The organism is Bradyrhizobium sp. SZCCHNRI3052 (assembly GCF_032484895.1).
Taxonomy (GTDB): domain Bacteria; phylum Pseudomonadota; class Alphaproteobacteria; order Rhizobiales; family Xanthobacteraceae; genus Bradyrhizobium.
This window is the reverse complement of sequence record NZ_JAUETW010000003.1, coordinates 505052-523989: the sequence shown is the minus strand read 5'-3', so window position 1 is coordinate 523989 and position 18938 is coordinate 505052. Positions and strand designations below refer to the sequence as shown.

Genomic DNA, 18938 nt, shown 5'->3' with positions numbered 1-18938 from the left:
ACACTGATCGTCGTGACGGCGCTGGCCGTTGCCATCCTCTATTCGGCGTCGCTGCAGCGGCGCGGCGAGGAGCTCGCGATCGAGCAGCTGAGGACGCGCGGTGAGCTCAGCGCAAACCTGCTGGCGCGACAGTTGTACGGCACGTGGAGCGACGTGTCGCGGCTCGCCGCGATCATCGACCCCGCCGACGTCGCCGAGGCGCGCCGGCAGATCCAGTTCGTGAGCCAGTTCCAGCCGCGCTATGCCTGGCTCGGCATCGCCGACTCCGGCGGCAAGGTCATCGCGAGCAAGGACCGGATGCTGGAAGGACAAAACGTCGCCGACCTGCGCTGGTTCCGGCATGGACTCGGGGTGCCGACGGCGGTCGATGATCGCGAATCAGAGGCCCTGGGCCGGATGTTGCAGGCCGCTTCGGGACCGGACCGCTTGATCGCAATGTCGGCTCCGCTCGTGCACGACGGCGCCCCCGCCGGCGTCATCGGGGCCCAGATCGATTGGAAATGGGTGATCGAATCCGTCGCGGCGCTGGCGTCGCGCGACATCGATCTGGTGTTGCTGTCGCGCGAGAGCATCGTGCTGTTCGGCCCGCCGGATCTCGTCGGCAAGCAACTGACGATCGGCTCGGCGCAGGCCGCAAGCCGCGGGGCCTCGGTCGCGCTCATCGAGCGATGGCCCGACGGCAAGGATTATTTCACCCTCACGTTCCCCACCGTGAAGTACGCCGATCTGCCGAGCTTCGGCTGGTCCCTTCTGATCCGGCAGGACGCCGTTGCCGCGATGGTGCCGACCCGCCAGCTTGTGCGCTCGTTTTGGTTCAACGTTGCCGGTGGCGTGTTCTCGATCCTGGTGCTGCTCAATTTCGCCGCGAAATGGGTGGTGACGCCGATGCGCCGTCTTGCCCAGGCCGCCGAGACCATGGTGAAAGATCCGTTTTCTGGCATGGTGGCGCGGGAAACCCGGTACGATGAGGCGACGCGGCTGCGCGACGCCTTGGTCAGGCTCCAGTCGAAGCTGATGGCAAAAGTGCCTGGTTCGACGGAAGACAGCGGTAGCGGCATATAGCGGCGCCAGCAATCGGTGCGAGAACCCTCCTTTTCGGCGCTACGTGCTGGGTTCCCAAGCGGTCATTTGATGGCGACGGCCGGCCCCGAGGAAGGCAGGGGAACCGCGCCATCAAAGGAGGCGGGATAAGCCCGCAATTGTGGCACTGCACGCTGTTGCGGCACCCGGTTCCGAACTGTTAGTACTGCCGCACGCGTCGCCTTGGGCGCGGGTGCGTCTCCAGGCATACCGGCACCCGCTCTACAAGGCCCCCGCCGCGTTGCGAACCGGTATCGGCAGTCTCACTCACGGCAGTTCATGGATTATTTCGCGCAACAGCTCATCAACGGCCTCGTCCTTGGCTCGATCTACGGCCTGATCGCCATCGGCTACACCATGGTCTACGGCATCGTCGGCATGATCAATTTCGCCCATGGCGACATCTTCATGATCGGCGGCTTCATCGCGCTGATCTGCTTCCTGGTCCTGGTGTCGCTGGGCCTGACCGCGGTTCCGGTGATCCTGCTGATCGTGCTGCTGGTGTCGATGGCCATCACGGCGCTCTATGGGTGGACCATCGAACGTATCGCCTATCGCCCGCTGCGGCACTCGTTCCGCCTGGCGCCGATGCTGTCCGCCATCGGCATGTCGTTCGTCCTCACCAACTATTCGCAGGTGTCGCAGGGCGCGCGCGTCAAGCCGGTGCCGCCGATCATCACCGGCGGCTACACGCTGCACGAGGGCGCGGGCGGCTTCGTCGTCCAGCTCTCCAACATCCAGATCGTGGTGGTCATCACCACCATCGTTCTGCTCGCGCTGTTCACCTGGCTGGTATCCCGCACGCGGCTCGGCCGCGACATGCGCGCCTGCGAGCAGGATCAGACCATGGCGGCACTGCTCGGCGTCGACGTCGACCGCACCATCTCGATGACCTTCGTGATCGGCGCGGCGCTCGCGGCCGTCGCCGGCATGATGTACCTGCTGTATTACGGCCTGGTCGATTTCTTCATGGGCTTCGTCGCCGGCATCAAGGCGTTCACGGCGGCGGTGCTCGGCGGCATTGGCTCGCTGCCGGGCGCGATGCTCGGAGGCCTCGCGATCGGACTGATCGAGACGTTCTGGTCGGCCTATTTTTCGGTGGAGTACAAGGACGTCGCAGCATTCTCGATCCTGATCGTGGTGCTGATCTTCCTGCCAACCGGCCTGCTCGGCCGGCCCGAAGTCGAAAAAGTCTGAAGATGGAGTCCGCGTGAGCGCGTCCCTTCCCGCCTCGTCGAAAGGCTCCGAACCGGTCGGAGCCGCCTTCATCCTCAAGAAGGCCCTTCTCAGCGCACTGGTCGCTCTCGGTCTGTTCTCCCTGATGGTCGGCGTCCGCACCGAAGCGGGTCAGAGCGGCCAGCTCGTATACTGGACCCGCTTCGGCGACCTCGCCAGCCTGGTTGTGGCGGTGTTCGTCGGCTCGATCGCGGTCGAGCTGCTGCGGCTGTGGTTCGGACCGCGCGGCGGCCTCGGCAGCTTCGTGCCGCCGTCCGTGCGGAGCGGCATGTCGGTAGCCGGCCGCTATCTCGCGCCGGCGCTGCTGATCTTCACCTTGCTGGTACCGGTGATCTTCTACAATCAGCGTTACATTCTCGACCTCGGCATTTTGGTCCTGACCTACGTCATGCTGGGTTGGGGCCTCAACGTCGTGGTCGGTCTCGCCGGCCTGCTCGACCTCGGCTACGTCGCGTTCTACGCCGTCGGCGCCTATTCCTACGGCCTGCTCTCGACCACCTTCGGCCTGTCGTTCTGGGTCTGCCTGCCGCTCGCCGGCATTCTCGCCGCCTTCTGGGGCGTGCTGCTCGGCTTTCCGGTGCTGCGGCTGCGCGGTGACTACCTCGCCATCGTGACCCTGGCCTTTGGCGAGATCATCCGCCTCGTCCTCATCAACTGGCAGGACGTGACCGGCGGTCCCAACGGCGTCTCCGGGATTCCGCGACCGACGTTGTTCGGCATTCCGCTCGCACCGGGCGAAGGCGGCCTTGCATCGATGCTCGGCATCCCGTTCTCGCCGACGCATCGCATCGTTTTTCTGTTCTATCTGATCCTGGCGCTGGCACTCCTGACCAACTGGGTCACCATCCGGCTGCGCCGGCTGCCGATCGGCCGGGCCTGGGAAGCGCTGCGCGAGGACGAGGTCGCCTGCCGCGCGCTCGGCATCAACATCACCACCACCAAGCTGACCGCATTTGCGACCGGCGCGATGTTCGGCGGTTTCGCCGGCGCCTTCTTCGCCACGCGCCAGGGCTTCATCAGCCCGGAATCCTTCACCTTCCAGGAATCGGCGCTGGTGCTCGCCATCGTCGTGCTCGGCGGCATGGGGTCGCAGCTCGGCGTCGCGCTGGCGGCGCTCGCCATGATCGGCGGCTTCGAGCTGTTCAGAAGCCTCGAGGGCTACCGCATGCTGGTGTTCGGTCTCGCCATGGTGCTGGTGATGATCTGGCGGCCGCGCGGCATTGTCGGCCATCGCGCGCCGACCGTATTCCTGGAAAAATCCAAGAGCATCTCTTCGGACCTCGTCAAGGAAGGCCACGGATGAGCTCCGCTCCCATTCTCGCACTCGAAAACCTCACCATGCGCTTCGGCGGCATCGTCGCCGTCAATGCGCTGTCGTTCACCGCGCAACGCACGCAGATCACGGCCCTGATCGGCCCCAACGGCGCCGGCAAGACCACCGTGTTCAACTGCATCACCGGCTTCTACAAGCCGACCTCCGGCGTCATCCGCCTGACCCATGATGACGGCGCGCAGTTCGAGATGCAGAAGCTGAAGGACTTCAACATCTCCAAGCAGGCCAAGGTGGCGCGGACGTTCCAGAACATCCGGCTGTTTCCGGGCATGACGGCGCTCGAGAACCTGATGGTCGCGCAGCACAACGCGCTGATGCGCGCGTCCGGCATGACGGTGCTCGGGCTGCTCGGCGTGCCCTCGTGGCGCGCGGCCGAGCGGAACGCGATCGATGCGGCCGTGTTCTGGCTGAAGCGCGTCGGGCTGATCGACCGCGCCGACGACGCGGCCGGCAATCTCGCCTATGGCGACCAGCGTCGGCTGGAGATCGCGCGCGCGATGTGCACCTCGCCGGCCCTGCTCTGCCTCGACGAACCGGCCGCCGGCCTCAACGCGCGCGAGAGTGCGGCCCTCAGCGAGTTGCTGCTGTCGATCCGGGCCGATCACGCCACGTCGATCCTGCTGATCGAGCACGACATGAGCGTCGTGATGGAAATCTCCGACCGCGTCGTCGTGATGGACTACGGCGTCAAGATTGCCGAGGGCACGCCGCGCGAGATCCGCGACGATCCGAAGGTCATCGCCGCCTATCTCGGCACCGACGAGGAAGAGGCCGCAGCCGTGATGGAGGCCGAGGCGTGAGTGCGTCCCTGCTCGCGATCCGCAATCTGCGCGCGTCCTACGGCAAAATCGAAGCGCTGAAGGGCGTCGATCTCGACATCAAGCCGGGCGAGATCGTCGCGCTGATCGGCGCCAACGGCGCCGGCAAGTCGACGCTGATGATGTCGATCTTCGGCCGCCCGCGCGCAAGCTCCGGCAACATCGTCTACGACGGCAACGACATCACACAGGTGCCGACGCATCAGATCGCGCGGCTGCGCATCGCGCAGTCGCCGGAGGGACGCCGCATCTTTCCGCGCATGAGCGTGGCGGAAAACCTGCAGATGGGCGCCGACGCCGGCGAGACGACCGACGCGGAGCGGGCCAGCACGCTGGAGCGCGTCTTCGCCCTGTTCCCGCGCCTGAAGGAGCGCGTCGACCAGCGCGGCGGCACGCTATCCGGTGGCGAGCAGCAGATGCTGGCGATCGGACGCGCGCTGATGAGCCGGCCGCGCCTGCTGCTTCTGGATGAGCCCTCGCTCGGCTTGGCGCCGCTGATCGCCCGCCAGATTTTCGACGCCATTCGGACACTCAACCGCCAGGACGGTCTGACCGTGCTGATCGTCGAGCAGAACGCCAATCACGCGCTGAAGCTCGCCCATCGCGGCTATGTGCTGGTCAACGGCCTGATTACGCTGTCGGGCACCGGCACCGAGCTGCTGCAGCGACCGGAGATCCGCGCTGCCTATCTGGAGGGCGGCCGCCACTGAGGCGGGCCCTCAAAACGCGGTCAGAATGGCCTTAGTCCTTCGTAGGTGTGGTCAAAAATTGCCGGTGACTTCGCCGGAAAATCAGCCACAATGCGCGCGGTCTGCGGCCCGCCGTTCGGGCCGTTCCGTGTCGACCTACCCCCGCGAGGATTTCTCATGAAACCACTCAAACTCATCGGCTTGGCTCTGGGCGCATCGCTGGCGCTCTCGACTGCTGCCTTCGCCGAAGACATCAACATCGCCGTGGCCGGCCCGATGACCGGCAGTGAATCGGCCTTCGGCCGCCAGATGCAGAACGGCGCCGAGATGGCGGTCGCCGACCTCAATGCCGCCGGTGGCGTGCTCGGCAAGAAGCTCGCACTGCAGGTGGGTGACGATGCCTGCGATCCGAAGCAGGCGCGTTCGGTTGCCGAAAAGCTCGCCGGCTCCGGCATTCCGTTCGTCGCCGGCCATTTCTGCTCGTCGTCGTCGATCCCGGCCTCCGAGGCCTATGCCGACAGCAACGTGCTGCAGATCACGCCGGCCTCGACCAACCCGCTGTTCACCGAGCGCAAGCTGTGGAACGTGGCGCGCGTCTGCGGCCGTGACGACCAGCAGGGTCTCGTCGCCGCCAACTACATCGCGAAGAACTTCAAGGGCAAGAACATCGCGATCCTCAACGACAAGACCACCTACGGCAAGGGTCTCGCCGACGAGACCAAGAAGGCGCTGAACAAGGCCGGCGTCACCGAGAAGATGTTCGAGTCCTACAACAAGGGCGACAAGGACTTCAACGCCATCGTCTCCCGCTTGAAGCGTGACAACATCGATCTCGTCTATGTCGGCGGCTATCATCAGGAAGCCGGCCTCATCCTGCGCCAGATGCGCGACCAGGGTCTCAAGACCATCCTGATGGCGGGCGACGCGATGAACGACAAGGAGTTCGCTTCGATCACCGGTCCGGCCGCGGAAGGCACGCTGTTCACCTTCGGCCCCGAGCCGCGCAACAAGCCGACCGCGAAGGCGATCGTGGACAAGTTCAAGGCCAAGAACATCGATCCCGAGGGCTATACGCTCTACACCTACGCCGCGATCCAGGTCTGGTCGCAGGCCGTCAAGAAGGCCAACACCACCGACGCCAAGAAGGTAATGGACACCATCAAGGCCGGCGAGTGGGACACGGTGCTGGGCAAGCTCGGCTTCGACGCCAAGGGCGACATCAAGCAGATCGACTACGTCGTCTACAAGTGGGACGCCAAGGGCGGCTACGCCGAGCTCGGCGGCAAGGGATCCTGATAGGAACTTTGACCGTCTCGATCATCATCAGCAAAATGCAAACGCCCCGGTCCTGGACCGGGGCGTTCTGCTGAGAGCTTGTTTCGTCGCTGAGCCCCCGACCGTGGGGAACCACGTCGTACGGAGCAACAGACCGGCTCAGCCGGCACAGGCCGAAAGCGATGGGGTCCCCTTGGCCGCCACCGCCGCACGGGCCGTTTCGACGGCACGCATCAGCTCGGCCGGGCGGAACGGTTTCTGCAGGTAAACGACACGGGTCAGCTCGTCCGACATCGACGCGCCATCGAAGGCAGTCATGCCGGAGACGGCGACCACCGGAACGTCGGGAACCAGCGCGCGCATACTGCTGACCAGATCGAGCCCGTTGGAATCATCGAGATAGATGTCGACGATGACGGCATCGAATGCCTGGTCGCGGAACAACTGCAGTCCGGACGCAGCGGTTCCCGCTTCGACCACGTCGAACTGATTGACGCGCAGCACCATACAGATCATGGCGCGCACATCCTTCTGATCGTCGACCACCAGAATCCGTGGCATCAACTTCTCCAGAATTTTTCCGTTGGACAGCCTACAACGTAGAAAGAAATCGGACACAACTATGAGTATATTTATCTCATTTGCGGTAAAGGTGCGGTTACTCCAACTATTGACTCATTCTACAGAACGATCCGATCTGGTACCATACAACCTTCATTAGAACAGTGATTTTCTTCGCGCACCAGCTGTAAAGCCTCCCCTCTTGCACGTCGGCTCTGTTGCGCAGGACCCTTGGAGATGCAGAGCATCAAGGATCATCGCGAAGTCCTCCTGTCGACGTCCACCGCGACGCGCCGAGACCAAATCGCAGCACTCGCCGCGGTTGCGATCTCGACCTTGCTGTTTGCCGCCGCCGCTCCCTTTGCCAAGGTGCAGTTGCCGCCGGTGCCTGCGTTCGTCGCGAGCTACCAGTCGGCGCTGGCGCTGAACGATCTCATCACCGCGTTCCTGCTGTTCTCCCAGTTCGTGCTGCTTCGCTCGCGACCGTTGCTGTGGTTGGCCTCCGGTTACCTGTTTACCGCGCCAGCCTCGCTGCTGCACACGCTGGTGTTCCCAGGCCTGTATTCTCAGACCGGCCTGCTCGATGCAGGGCCGCAGACCGCAGCCTGGATCTACATGATCTGGCACGGCGCGTTCCCCTTGTTCGTTCTGGTCTATGCGCTGCACGACCGTCTCCGTCCGGCGCCCGTTGGGTCGGTTGCGCTGTCTCTCTCGGTCGCCGTGCTCGGCGTGGCGATTGCACTTGCGGCACTCACCTGGGCGGTGATCGCCCATGATACGGCGCTGCCTGCGCTCGTCCGCGATGACGCTGCCACTCCGGCTTTGAAGATCGTGGTCGGCGCCATCTGGTGCGTAACATCGGCTGCCCTGCTCGTCCTGGCGTTGCGCAGGCCGCACAGCATTCTCGACCTCTGGGTCATGGTGGCGCTGTGCGCCTGGCTGTTCGATCTCTCGATCTCCTCGCTGCTCAACGCCGCCCGGTTCGACCTCGGCTACTATGCGGGCCGCATCTATGGCTTGCTGGCAGCGAGCTTCGTCCTCGGCGTCCTGCTCGCCGACAATGTCAGGCTGCAGACGAGGCTCATGCGGCTGCTGCAGCAGCAGCGCCGGCAGAGCGAAAGCGAGCGGGCCCGTTTCATCGCGCGGGAGCGGCTGTTCAGCGCTGTGGTGGAATCCTCCAACGACGCCATCATCACGCTGACGCTGCAGGGCAAGATCACGTCCTGGAATCGCGCCGCCGAACACCTGTTCGGATACGGCGCAGACGAGGCGCTTGGCAACGACATCGGCCTGATCGTGCCCGCCGAACGGCGCAGCGAAGTCGATCGCATCCTGAGCCGGATCGGCGACGGCGAGAAGATCGAGCATCACGAGACGATCCGCCGCCACAAGGACGGCCGCGAGATCGAAGTATCGCTCGGCGTGTCGCCGATCCTCGACGCGCATGGTGTGATCATCGGCGCCTCGAAGGTGGCGCACGACATCACCGAGAGCAAGCGCACCCGAACCGCCCTGACCCGTGAGACCGAGGAGCGCCGCCGCATCTTCGAGACCTCGCAGGACCTGATCCTGGTTGCCAACTCCTACGGACAATTGATGCAGGTCAGCCCGAGCGCGCTGGACGTGCTCGGCTACCGGCCGGAGGAGATGGTCGGCCGCAATGCCAGCGACTTCGTCTATCCGCCCGAGCTCGAGGCGGTCCGTAGCCAGATGCGCGCCTGCCGCCGCGGCCGCGACGTCCGTAATTTCGAAGCGCAGCTCATGCACAAGGAAGGCCGCGGCGTCGTCCTGAACTGGATGGCGAGCTGGTCGGAGCCGGTGCAGCGCCACTTCTTCGTCGGCCGCGACCTCACCGAGAAGCGCGCGGCCGAGGCGCAGTTCCGCCAGGCGCAGAAGATGGAGGCGGTCGGTCAGCTCACCGGCGGCGTCGCCCACGACTTCAACAACATCCTCACCGTCATCACCGGCAGCATCGGCATTCTTGCCGACGCCGTGTCCGACCGGCCGGAGCTCGCCTCCGTCGCCAAGCTGATCGACGACTCCGCCGACCGCGGCGCGCAGCTCACGCGGCAGTTGCTGGCCTTCGCCCGCAAGCAGCCGCTGCAGCCGACGGATCTCGACGTCAACGCCCTGTTGAACGAGACCGCAGCCTTGCTGCAGCCGACGCTCGGCGCGCAGATCGAGATCGAGCGTATCCTTGACGCCGATCCCTGCACTGCGCTCGCCGATCCGAACCAGCTCGCCACCGCGGTCATCAATCTCGCGCTCAATGCGCGTGATGCGATGCCGCAGGGCGGCAAGCTCACGCTGGAGACAGCGAACGTCACGCTCGACCGGGACTATGCCGACGTCCATAGCGAGGTCATCGTCGGTGACTACGTGATGATCGCCGTGAGCGACACCGGCTGTGGCATTCCGCCGGCCTATCTCGAGAAGGTGTTCGATCCGTTCTTCTCGACCAAGGGCTCCGGCAAGGGCACGGGGCTCGGCCTCAGCATGGTGTTCGGTTTCGTCAAGCAGTCCGGCGGCCACATCAAGATCTACAGCGAGGTCGGCCACGGCACCTCGATCAAGCTGTATCTGCCGCGCTCGGCGTCCGCTCCGGCGGCCAGCGCGGGCTTGCAGGCGCCAGACGCGCGCGGCGGCAATGAGACGATCCTGATCGTGGAGGACGATCCGCTGGTACGCCAGCACGTGATCGCCCAGGTCGGCAGCCTCGGCTACACCACCCTGGCTGCAGCCAATGCCGCCGAGGCGCTCGACGTGCTCGATCGCCATCCGGAGATCGACCTGCTGTTCACCGACGTCATCATGCCCGGCGCCATGAACGGCCGCCAGCTCGCCGACGCCGCGCGGGTGCGGCGGCCGGCGCTGCGGACGCTGTTCACCTCGGGCTACACCGAGAACGCGATCGTGCACCACGGCCGCCTCGACGCCGGCGTGCTGCTGCTGCCCAAGCCTTACCGGAAGCCAGAGCTGGCCCGCATGATCCGTATCGCGCTGGAGCGCTGAAGCACGCGCCCGGATCGGCGTAAGCGACATCCGGGCCCACCGGCGCGGCACTTGAGACCCGGATGTCGCCTGCCCCTTCGCGCCCGCTGGACGCAAGCGGGGCGCTCATACCAGCGCCGAGGCGCGTGCCCTCCTGCATTGAGGCCTCGCGCCGGCCGCGCTATCCATCCGGCATCATCATCTGCAGCGAGGGACGATCGTGCAGAACCTCCTCACCGACATCCCCGGCGTACGCGTAGGCCATGCCCATGACGCCGCGCTCGCTTCCGGCGTGACCGCGATCCTGTTCGATCAGCCGGCGGTCGCCGCGATCGACATCCGTGGCGGCGGACCCGGGGTGCGCGAGGATGCGCTGCTCGATCCTGCGAATACGGTGGAACGGGTCGACGGCATTGCCCTGTCGGGAGGCTCGGCGTTCGGGCTCGAGGCCGCGAGCGGCATTCAGGCCTGGCTGGCGGAACAGGGGCGCGGCTTTGCCGTGCGCGACGCGCTGATCCCGATCGTCCCCGGCGCGATCGTGTTCGACCTCTTGAACGGCGGCAACAAGGCCTGGGGCCGCTACGCGCCGTATCGCGAGCTCGGCTACGCGGCGGCGGCGGCGGCCAGCACGACCTTCGCGCTCGGCAGCGTCGGTGCCGGGCTCGGCGCCACCACGGCCAACCTGCAGGGCGGGCTCGGCTCGGCGTCGGCGACGACGACAGGCGGCATCAAGGTTGCGGCCATTGTTGTGGTGAATGCGGTCGGCAGCGTCACTGTCGGCGACGGTCCCTGGTTCTGGGCGGCACCGTACGAGATCGACGGCGAGTTCGGCGGCCGCGGCCTGCCGGCCGCCTTCACGCCGGACATGCTGGCGATGCGCATCAAGGGCGGCCCGGCAGCATCGGCCTCCGAGAACACGACGATCAGCCTCGTCGTGACCGATGCCATCCTGACTAAGGCGCAGGCCAAGCGGCTCGCGATGATGGCGCAGACCGGCATGGCGCGCGCGATCTATCCGGTGCATCTGCCGCTCGACGGCGACATCGTGTTCGCGGCCGCGGCCTGCACCAGGCCGATCGAGCCGCTGGTCGAGCTGAGTGAGCTCGGCATGGTCGCGGCCAACGTCCTGGCGCGCGCGATCGCCCGCGGCGTCTATCACGCGAGCCCGCTGCCGTTCGCCGGCGCGCTGCCGTCCTGGCAAGGCCGCTTCGGCAGTTGAGCTTACGCGCTGACCGCGGTCGTTGAAGACGTCGAGGCCGACAGCATGTTGGACTGCCGCTGGATCAGCTTCTCGATCATGTTGTAGGACGAGGTCGCAGCGTTGGACGCGGTTGTGGCTGCCGGCGTCGTCAGCGTCACCTTGGAGCCGTCGGCATAGGTGATGGTGGTCGTGGTCGAGCCGTCGCTGTTGGTGGACGAGGAGCTCGACGCGCCCGACAGCGCCTGCATCAGCGCATCTGCGCCCGCGCTGGATGAGGTGCCCGAGCCGCCGCTCCCGCCCGCCACCTGGTGATGATGGTGGCCACGTCGCCCCTTGGCGCCCTGCAGCGCCGAGGACAGCTCGTCGAGGCTGACATTGCCGTCGCCGTTCGTATCCAGCTTGCCGAACACCTTGTCGGCATTGGCGACGTTGGTGCCGCCGGCGCCGAGCGCGCTCTCGAACTCCGATTTGCTGATCTGACCATCGCCATCGCCGTCGATCTGCGAGAACAGGTCCTGCAGCGGATTGGTCGATGAGCTTGCGCTCGACGACGCGCCCGACTGGCTCTGCGCTGCGAGCAGCGCGCTCATGGTCTCCGGCGCGATCTGCCCCGAGCTGCTGCTGCCGCCCGCGCTCGACCACGGGCTGAAATTGCCGGAGCCGCTCGCCCCCTTGGTGTCGAGGCTGAACGGACCGCCGCCCGACTTGCCGGAGCCCGACTTGGTCGAGCCGAGCGACTGCAGGCTGTCCAGGACCGACGAGGCAGCCCCCAGTGCAAACCACATGGCGAAACTCCCGCAAGGCCGCCCACGCGGCGGCAGAACATCTTCCCACCGCCGTCGCAATCCCCATGCCAGCGCCAAACCGCTGATATGTCCGGATATTTCGCGATGTTACGGTGGCCTGAACCCGGCAGATCGTGCCGTGCCCGGCAGATTTTTCCCGCTCGCGTTGCCGCAGCCGGCCCTGCATGATACGGCGACATCCCCGATCGTCCTGGAACAGCCGCCCATGACCCAGTCCTTCACGCCGCGTCCGCTCGTCATCGCGCCATCGATCCTGGCGTCGGATTTCTCCAAGCTCGGCGAAGAGGTGCGCGCCGTCGATGCCGCCGGGGCCGACTGGATCCATCTCGACGTCATGGACGGGCATTTCGTCCCGAACATTTCCTATGGCCCGGATGTCATCAAGGCGCTGCGCCCACACACCACCAAGATCTTCGACGCGCATCTGATGATCACGCCGTGCGATCCCTATCTCGAGGCCTTCGCCAAGGCCGGCTGCGACCACATCACGGTCCACGCCGAGGCCGGCCCGCATCTGCATCGCTCGCTGCAGGCAATCCGCGCGCTCGGCAAGAAGGCCGGCGTCTCGCTCAACCCGTCGACCCCGCTCAACGTCATCGAATATGTGCTCGACCTCGTCGACCTCGTGCTGATCATGTCGGTCAATCCCGGCTTCGGCGGCCAGGCCTTCATCCCCTCGGCGATTGGCAAGATCCAGGATCTGCGCGCGATGACCGCGGGCCGGCCGATCGATATCGAGGTCGATGGCGGCGTCGGCCGCGACAATGCCGGCGCACTCGCCGCCGCTGGCGCCAACGCCTTCGTCGCAGGCTCCGCCGTCTTCAAGGGCGGCACGATGGAAGCCTATCGCAGCAACATCGCCGCGATCCGCAGCGCCGCCGCGTTGGCGCGCGGCGAAGCGATCTGAGGCACGCGAGACGGGATGCACACGCTCACGCCGCAGCCGCTGACGAAAGCGGCCTTCGCTGCTTTCGGCGACGTCGTCGAGACCGATGGCGCCCAGCCCATCGACATCAACCAGGGCTTCGCCCGCCGCTGCAACGGCCTCGCTGCTGTCGACGTGACATCGGGCGGCGCGGCCGTGAACATCAGCCTGTTCGAGGCCAAGCCGCGGCCGTTGCCGATCGAGATCAAGCTGATGGAGCGGCACCCGCTCGGCAGCCAGCTGTTCATGCCGTTGCAGGACCGGCCGTGGCTGGTGCTGGTCTGCGCCGATCCGCGCGATCCCGCGAGCTACCACGCCTTCACGGCAACCGGCCGCCAGGGCGTCAACTACGCGCGCAACGTCTGGCATCATCCGCTCTTGGTGTTCGACGAGGCCTCGCGCTTCATGGTGGTCGACCGCATCAGCCCCGACAATCTCGAGGAGCTGTGGCTCGACGAGCCGCTCTACCTTGCCATTCCCTGATGACCGATGGCGCGCCGGTTGATCATCCGCGCCGTGGAGAGACGATGATGGACAAGCCGAACTACTTCGTGCCGCATGGCGGCCACCCGCCGCAGACCGACCTGCTGACCGGCCGCGCCGTGTTCACCGAGGCGTATGCCGTCATCCCGAAGGGCGTGATGCGCGACATCGTCACCTCGGCGCTGCCGTTCTGGGACAAGACGCGAACCTGGGTGATCGCGCGTCCCCTCTCCGGCTTCTCGGAAACGTTCTCGCAATACATCGTCGAGGTCTCGCCCGGCGGCGGCAGCGCCCAGCCCGAGCCGGATCCGGAGGCCGAGGGCGTGCTGTTCGTGGTGTCAGGCGAGATCATGCTCACCATCGCCGGCAAAGAGCATCGCCTGGGCCATGGCGGCTACGCCTTCCTGCCGCCGTCCTGCAAGTGGACGATGCGCAACGACAGCCAGGCGCCCGCGACCTTCCACTGGATCCGCAAGGCCTATGAGGCCGTTCCCGGCATCGCCGTGCCCGAGGCCTTCGTCACCAACGAGGCGACGATCGCCCCTGCCGCGATGCCGGAGACGCAGGGCCGCTGGGCCACCACGCGCTTCGTCGATCCGCTCGACGTTCGCCACGACATGCACGTCAACATCGTCACCTTCGAGCCCGGCGCCGTGATCCCGTTCCTGGAGACGCATGTGATGGAGCACGGGCTCTATGTGCTCGAGGGAAAGGCGGTCTACAAGCTCAACCGCGACTGGGTCGAGGTCGAGGCCGGCGACTTCATGTGGCTGCGCGCCTTCTGCCCGCAGGCCTGCTACGCCGGTGGCCCCGGCCGCTTCCGCTACCTGCTCTACAAGGACGCCAACCGGCACATGAAGCTGCGGCCGTTCAGGTGAAGGCCAGCAGCATCCGCTGAATGAGTCCTGGATACACGGCTGATGTCGACCGTTCCCGAACGCCTGGAGAGCTTGATCGAAGGGGAATTGGCTGAGCTGTCCGACAAGCGTGTGCTCTCGCATATCCGCGGCATGCTCGTCGCACCTCACATGGTGCTGCGCGATTGGGACTATGGCCAACCGGGGGAGCAATATCCCTGCTGGTTCGTGCTTCGCGATGCACAATCCGGTGCCGAGATCGCCTATTGTGAGCACGGCTTCGGACCGGGCTGCCCCTGGGGCCTGGTGAGTTCTGCGCACGAACCGGAGTTCCGCCATATGGGCATGGACTCCGGCTGGTTCACCTCGTTTCTGGATGCATTTTTCGATTCTTTCGCCTGCGTGGCGCTTCTAATCTGGAAGGTGATCAACATCGATGCTGACGGGACCCGGACCTGTCTGACCGCCGAAGGCGCGTGGGAGAGCACATGGCAGCGGGTCTACGAATTGCGCAATCATGATCCGAGCGGCCGCTATGAATGCGGCCACGACATCGGCTATCGCAAGACTGCCACCTGATGCGCTCGTCGAATCTTCGGCCGCAACCGCCGACGAAGAGCTTCTCCTCATCGGCCTCGAACACCGGGTCGATCGCGCGATCGACCAATCCACGCCGTACTCGCTCCCTCATTCTCCCCCTAGTGATCCTCCCTCACGCCCCCTGATACTCCACCTCTTCCGCCGTGCCGCGGTCGAGCACGGCCTTCGCCTTGGCATGGTCGAGGTCGTCCTCCCAGGCGGCGACGACGACGGTGGCGACGCAGTTGCCGATCAGGTTGCCGACGGCGCGCGCGATGCCGACGAACCAGTCGACCGACAACACGAGCACAAGTCCGATCGCGGGGATCGCCGGCACGGCGCCGAGCGTTGCGGCCAGGATGACGATCGCCGAGCCCGGTACGCCATGCGCGCCCTTCGACGTGACCAGCGACACGCCGAGCACCAGCAGCAGGTCGCTGACCGACAGCGGCGTGTTGGTGGCCTGGGCGATGAAGACGACGGCGAGCGTCAGGTAGATCGAGAACGCATCGAGGTTGAAGGAATAGCCGGTCGGGATGACCAGGCCGACGACCTCCTGCTTGACGCCCATCGCCTCGAGCTTGCGCATGATCTGCGGCAGCACGGAGTCGGACGACGCCGTCGCCAGCACGATCAGCAGCTCCTCCTTCAAATAGCGCAGGAACTTGAACAGGCTGAGGCCGGCCATGCGCATCACGAGGCCAAGCGCGGTCACGACGAACAGCGCCACCGAGACGTAGAACAGCACGACCAGCGCCAAGAGCTGCTTGAGCGAGCCGACGCCATATTTGCCGACGGTGAAGCCGATGGCGCCGAGCACGCCGAGCGGCGCGACGCGCACGATCAGCCCCATCGCCTTGAACAGCACCTTGGCGACGGACTCGATCAGGTCGACCACGGGCTTGCCGGGCTCGCCGACCAGCGCCAGGCTGACGCCGAAGATCACCGCGAAGAACAGCACCTGCAGCACGTCGTTGCGGGCAAAGGCGTCGAACGCCGTCGGCGGAATGATGTTGAGGATGAAGCCGCCGAAGCCGCCGCCCTGCAGCTTGTGGGCGTTGTCGGCGAAGCTCGCGAGCTGCTTGGCGTCGAGCTTGGAGACGTCGATGTTCATGCCGTGGCCGGGGCTGAAGACCAGCGCCAGCACGAGGCCGAAGGCGAGCGCGATCGTGGTCATGCCCTCGAAATAGACCAGCGACTTGACGCCGACGCGGCCGACCTTCCTGAGATCGCCGGCGCTCGCAATGCCGTGCACGACGACGCAAAACACGATCGGCGCGACCACCATGGCGATCAGACGCAGGAAAGCGTCGCTGAAGAATTTGAGCCCCTGGGCGGTCTCGGGCGCGAAGACGCCGATCAGGATGCCGAGCACGAGCGCAGCCACGACCTGAAAGAAGAGCGAGCCGAACAGGCCTCGCTTCGGCGCGGCTGTCCCCGCCATGCTCACATCCGTTGCCGCCATTGATCGTCCCCCCTCAGAAAAAAACCGACACGTTCCGCACGCGCCGGATCACTTTGGAGGGGGAACTTTCGAAACGCAACCGCAGCCGCGCCTCACTTTTCAGCCTGTGCATGCCGTTCTGACTGTCGTGCTTGGAGGCGCCGTGGATCTTCATCGCATGTCCATCATTCCCCCGACACGACCCTTGCCGGCGCATCATCATCGTCGCCCTCGGCTTCCCGTGCCGCGAGCCGTGTCCGCACCACGGTCACCGTACACCCCGCCTCCGCGGCGACCTTCGCCGAGACGCTGCCGAGCAGCGAGCGCAGCACGGAATCGCGGCGGGCGCCGATGATGATGTGGTCGACCTGGTTGGCCTCGGCGAATTCGATGATGGAGGCCGCCGGATCGACCGCCTCCAGCACGTGCACCGTCAGCCGGCTCGTGTCGAGCTTGAGCGGCGTCGCCCAGTGCTTCAGCGCGACCATGCGGTCGATGTGCTTGTTGTTGCCCTCCTCGTCCAGGGTGCGGTCGATGGTGAGACGCCCGAGCTTCAGCACGTTGACGCAGGCGAGCCGAGCCGCGGGCAAAGTGGCGAGGATGCGCTGCGCGGTCAGCCGCAGCGCGCCGTTGAGCTCCTCGCCGCCTTCCACGGTGTCGATCGCGACCGCCACGATCGGGCTGGAGGCGATCTGCACCGCGACGTCGGATGTTTTCTGTTCCGGCTGCACCAGGCCGCGGTTGAAGCGGCGGCGCCACACGGCCGTGATCGGGTCGCGCTTGACCTTCTCCGCACGCGCCGTCAGCTTGACCTGGTCGGGATGGCCGAGATCGAAGGCGAGCTGCGCCGCGGTCGGGTAGCGCCACACCGGCTCGATCTCCAGGCAGCGCAGCACGATCTCCTGCAGCCACGGCGGATAGTCCGGCTTCAGCTGTCGCGGTGGATAGGGATCGCGCCACAGCCGCCGGCGCATGCCGCGCAAGGTCTCGGTCTCGCCGAACGGCCGCACGCCGGTGGTGAAGAAGTAGAGCAGCACGCCGAGCGAAAAGATGTCGCTGCGCGGATCGCTACGCGTGCCCATCATGCGCTCCGGCGCCATGTAGGGCGCGGTGCCGTAAGGCAGGCGGAACTCCTCCTGCAAGAGATCCGGCAAGTGCTTGTGGCAGGACAGGCCGTAGTCGATCAGCACCGCCTCCCCCGTCGGCCGGAACATGATGCTGGAGGGCTTGATGTCGTGATGGATGACGTGCTGCCGGTGAATATCGGCGAGCGCGGTCGCGATCTTCGCAACCAGCACCCGCGCCTCCTCGTAAGCCAGCGGCAGCTCGGGCAGCCGCTTGTACAGCGTATCGCCTGGAATCTGCTCGATCACCACATAGGCCTGGGTGGCGAAATCGCCGGTGCCGAAACAGGCCGGCACGTGCGGTCCCGACAGTTTTGGCAGGATCATCTGCTCCATCTCGAAGCTGACGATCGCCGCAGGATCCTCGCCCTCGGAGACGCGCGGCACCTTCATCAGGATGGGCCGGTCGATGTCCGGATGGGTGACGCTCCACAACGTCGCCATGCCGCCGGAATGCACGCATTCACCCACCGTGAAACCGTCGATCACGACGCCCGGCTTGAGCCTTGATTTCGTCATGCTCTAGCGCCCCATCGAGAGCCGCTGCGCCAGCCAGGGCGGCAGGCCGTTGTCGCGAATGCGCTGCGCCGCCGCCTCGACGTCATAGGGCACGCGGCAATAGGTCAGCTCGCGGGTCCTGGTGTCGAAGGTCACGAACGACGCGGCGGGATCACCGTCGCGCGGCTGGCCGACCGAGCCGACCACGGCCAGCCATTGCCGGCCGCGCAACAGCTGAATGGGCATGTTGGCGGTCGGGGTGAAGCTCGTCATCTTGGCGGTGGCGGACATCGAGTACAGCGCCGGACGGTGGATGTGGCCGCAGAACGTCACTTGCGCCTCGGTCGCGATCATGCTGCGCGCGGCATCGGCCGACGACTGCACATAGCGCCAGCGCGGTGGGCTGGACGCCTCCGCGTGCACGAACAGGCGATCATCATCCCCAATGCTCATCGGCAGCTCGGCGAGGAAGCGGCGCTGCTCGGCGCTGAGCCGCCCGCGCGTCCACTCCATCGCCGCCTGCGCCTCGGCATTCATGCTCTCGCTCGCCGTCGAAACGGCATTGTCGTGATTGCCGCGCACCGCCAGCCCGCCCTCGGCGACGATCTCCATGACGGTGTCGACCGACCATTCCGGATCGGCGCCATAGCCGACGATGTCGCCGAGACAGATGAGACGATCCGCGCCACGCGCACGCGCCGCCTCCAGGCAGGCCGCGAAGGCCTGCCGATTGGCATGGATATCGGTGAAAATCGCCAGCAGCAACCCGTGTCCTCCGGTTCTCAAGGCTAGCGGCCGTGGCCACACGAGACTTGAGGAACATCAAACAAGATAGGCGGAGAGATGCGGAATGTCAGCGTTGCAGGTCCCCTGCAATGCGCCGGTGCGGCTCTCTTCCCTGGGTAAAGCCGAAGCCCAGGAACTTGCGGTGGTTCGGTCTGGCGACCGCGCTCTTGACCTTGTTGACCTTGAGCTCGAGGCGCCGTGCCAGGAACGTCCCGATGCTCGCCATCACCCGCGCGCGAGCTTCGCGCGGGA

The 18938-nt window shown here is 66.0% G+C and carries 18 protein-coding genes; 12 read left to right on the top strand and 6 right to left on the bottom strand.

Annotated features, from left to right (window positions below; all coding sequences use genetic code 11):
- Positions 1–12 precede the first annotated feature (12 nt).
- The 6 genes from QW887_RS12805 to QW887_RS12780 all read left to right on the top strand — a co-directional run bounded on the left by QW887_RS12805 (position 13) and on the right by QW887_RS12780 (position 6452).
- A complete protein-coding gene (locus QW887_RS12805) occupies positions 13–1062 on the top strand; it encodes a hypothetical protein (protein WP_316194591.1) in 1050 nt (349 codons plus the stop codon).
- Between the two features lie 297 nt (positions 1063–1359).
- Entirely contained in the window at positions 1360–2277 is a 918-nt protein-coding gene (locus tag QW887_RS12800) for an ABC transporter permease subunit (protein WP_315714772.1), read from the top strand.
- 13 nt (positions 2278–2290) lie between these two features.
- Complete coding sequence (gene livM, locus QW887_RS12795; RefSeq protein WP_316194590.1) at positions 2291–3619, top strand: high-affinity branched-chain amino acid ABC transporter permease LivM; 1329 nt, start codon at positions 2291–2293, stop codon at positions 3617–3619.
- Positions 3616–4449, top strand: a complete 834-nt coding sequence (locus QW887_RS12790; protein ID WP_315714774.1) for an ABC transporter ATP-binding protein — start codon at positions 3616–3618, stop codon at positions 4447–4449. The genes livM and QW887_RS12790 overlap by 4 nt, the downstream gene beginning before the upstream one ends.
- Positions 4446–5177 (top strand): ABC transporter ATP-binding protein, encoded by a 732-nt coding sequence (locus QW887_RS12785; RefSeq protein WP_315749359.1) that lies wholly within the window; start codon positions 4446–4448, stop codon positions 5175–5177. Before QW887_RS12790 ends, QW887_RS12785 begins: the two co-directional genes overlap by 4 nt.
- A gap of 156 nt (positions 5178–5333) precedes the next feature.
- Positions 5334–6452, top strand: a complete 1119-nt coding sequence (locus QW887_RS12780) for a branched-chain amino acid ABC transporter substrate-binding protein (RefSeq protein WP_315737407.1) — start codon at positions 5334–5336, stop codon at positions 6450–6452.
- 138 nt (positions 6453–6590) lie between these two features.
- On the opposite strand, the gene QW887_RS12775 is transcribed toward QW887_RS12780, so the two are convergent.
- Positions 6591–6992 carry a response regulator gene (locus tag QW887_RS12775; protein ID WP_315714777.1) on the bottom strand — a complete coding sequence of 134 codons (402 nt, stop codon included), beginning with the start codon at positions 6990–6992 and terminating at the stop codon, positions 6591–6593.
- A 237-nt stretch (positions 6993–7229) separates the two neighbouring features.
- Between QW887_RS12775 and QW887_RS12770 the strand changes: the two genes are divergently transcribed.
- Positions 7230–10004: a PAS domain S-box protein gene (locus QW887_RS12770; protein WP_315714778.1), complete on the top strand. Its 2775-nt coding sequence runs from the start codon at positions 7230–7232 to the stop codon at positions 10002–10004.
- Between the two features lie 199 nt (positions 10005–10203).
- On the top strand, positions 10204–11202 hold the full coding sequence (locus QW887_RS12765; protein ID WP_315714779.1) for a P1 family peptidase: 999 nt from the start codon (positions 10204–10206) through the stop codon (positions 11200–11202).
- Positions 11203–11204: 2 nt separating this feature from the next.
- Here the strand turns inward: QW887_RS12765 and QW887_RS12760 are convergent, their stop codons facing one another.
- On the bottom strand, positions 11205–11969 hold the full coding sequence (locus QW887_RS12760; RefSeq protein ID WP_315714780.1) for an EF-hand domain-containing protein: 765 nt from the start codon (positions 11967–11969) through the stop codon (positions 11205–11207).
- A gap of 226 nt (positions 11970–12195) precedes the next feature.
- Here QW887_RS12760 and rpe point away from each other — a divergent pair, with 226 nt between their 5' ends.
- Genes rpe through QW887_RS12740 form a run of 4 tightly spaced genes read left to right on the top strand, consistent with a single transcriptional unit; the run spans position 12196 to position 14834 of the window.
- Entirely contained in the window at positions 12196–12897 is a 702-nt protein-coding gene (rpe, locus tag QW887_RS12755) for a ribulose-phosphate 3-epimerase (protein ID WP_315714981.1), read from the top strand.
- 15 nt (positions 12898–12912) lie between these two features.
- Positions 12913–13398 (top strand): ureidoglycolate lyase, encoded by a 486-nt coding sequence (locus tag QW887_RS12750; RefSeq protein ID WP_315714781.1) that lies wholly within the window; start codon positions 12913–12915, stop codon positions 13396–13398.
- A gap of 47 nt (positions 13399–13445) precedes the next feature.
- Entirely contained in the window at positions 13446–14276 is an 831-nt protein-coding gene (locus tag QW887_RS12745) for a bifunctional allantoicase/(S)-ureidoglycine aminohydrolase (RefSeq protein WP_315714982.1), read from the top strand.
- Between the two features lie 42 nt (positions 14277–14318).
- Positions 14319–14834: a hypothetical protein gene (locus QW887_RS12740; RefSeq protein WP_315714782.1), complete on the top strand. Its 516-nt coding sequence runs from the start codon at positions 14319–14321 to the stop codon at positions 14832–14834.
- A 133-nt stretch (positions 14835–14967) separates the two neighbouring features.
- On the opposite strand, the gene QW887_RS12735 is transcribed toward QW887_RS12740, so the two are convergent.
- From QW887_RS12735 to QW887_RS12720, 4 genes are all read right to left on the bottom strand, one after another.
- Positions 14968–16299, bottom strand: coding sequence for a dicarboxylate/amino acid:cation symporter (locus QW887_RS12735; RefSeq protein WP_315714783.1), 1332 nt, complete (start codon positions 16297–16299; stop codon positions 14968–14970).
- Between the two features lie 164 nt (positions 16300–16463).
- Complete coding sequence (locus QW887_RS12730) at positions 16464–17921, bottom strand: bifunctional serine/threonine-protein kinase/universal stress protein (RefSeq protein WP_315714784.1); 1458 nt, start codon at positions 17919–17921, stop codon at positions 16464–16466.
- A gap of 3 nt (positions 17922–17924) precedes the next feature.
- Positions 17925–18665: a metallophosphoesterase family protein gene (locus tag QW887_RS12725; protein WP_315714785.1), complete on the bottom strand. Its 741-nt coding sequence runs from the start codon at positions 18663–18665 to the stop codon at positions 17925–17927.
- Between the two features lie 88 nt (positions 18666–18753).
- Positions 18754–18912 (bottom strand): hypothetical protein, encoded by a 159-nt coding sequence (locus QW887_RS12720; protein WP_316194589.1) that lies wholly within the window; start codon positions 18910–18912, stop codon positions 18754–18756.
- Positions 18913–18938: the final 26 nt, after the last annotated feature.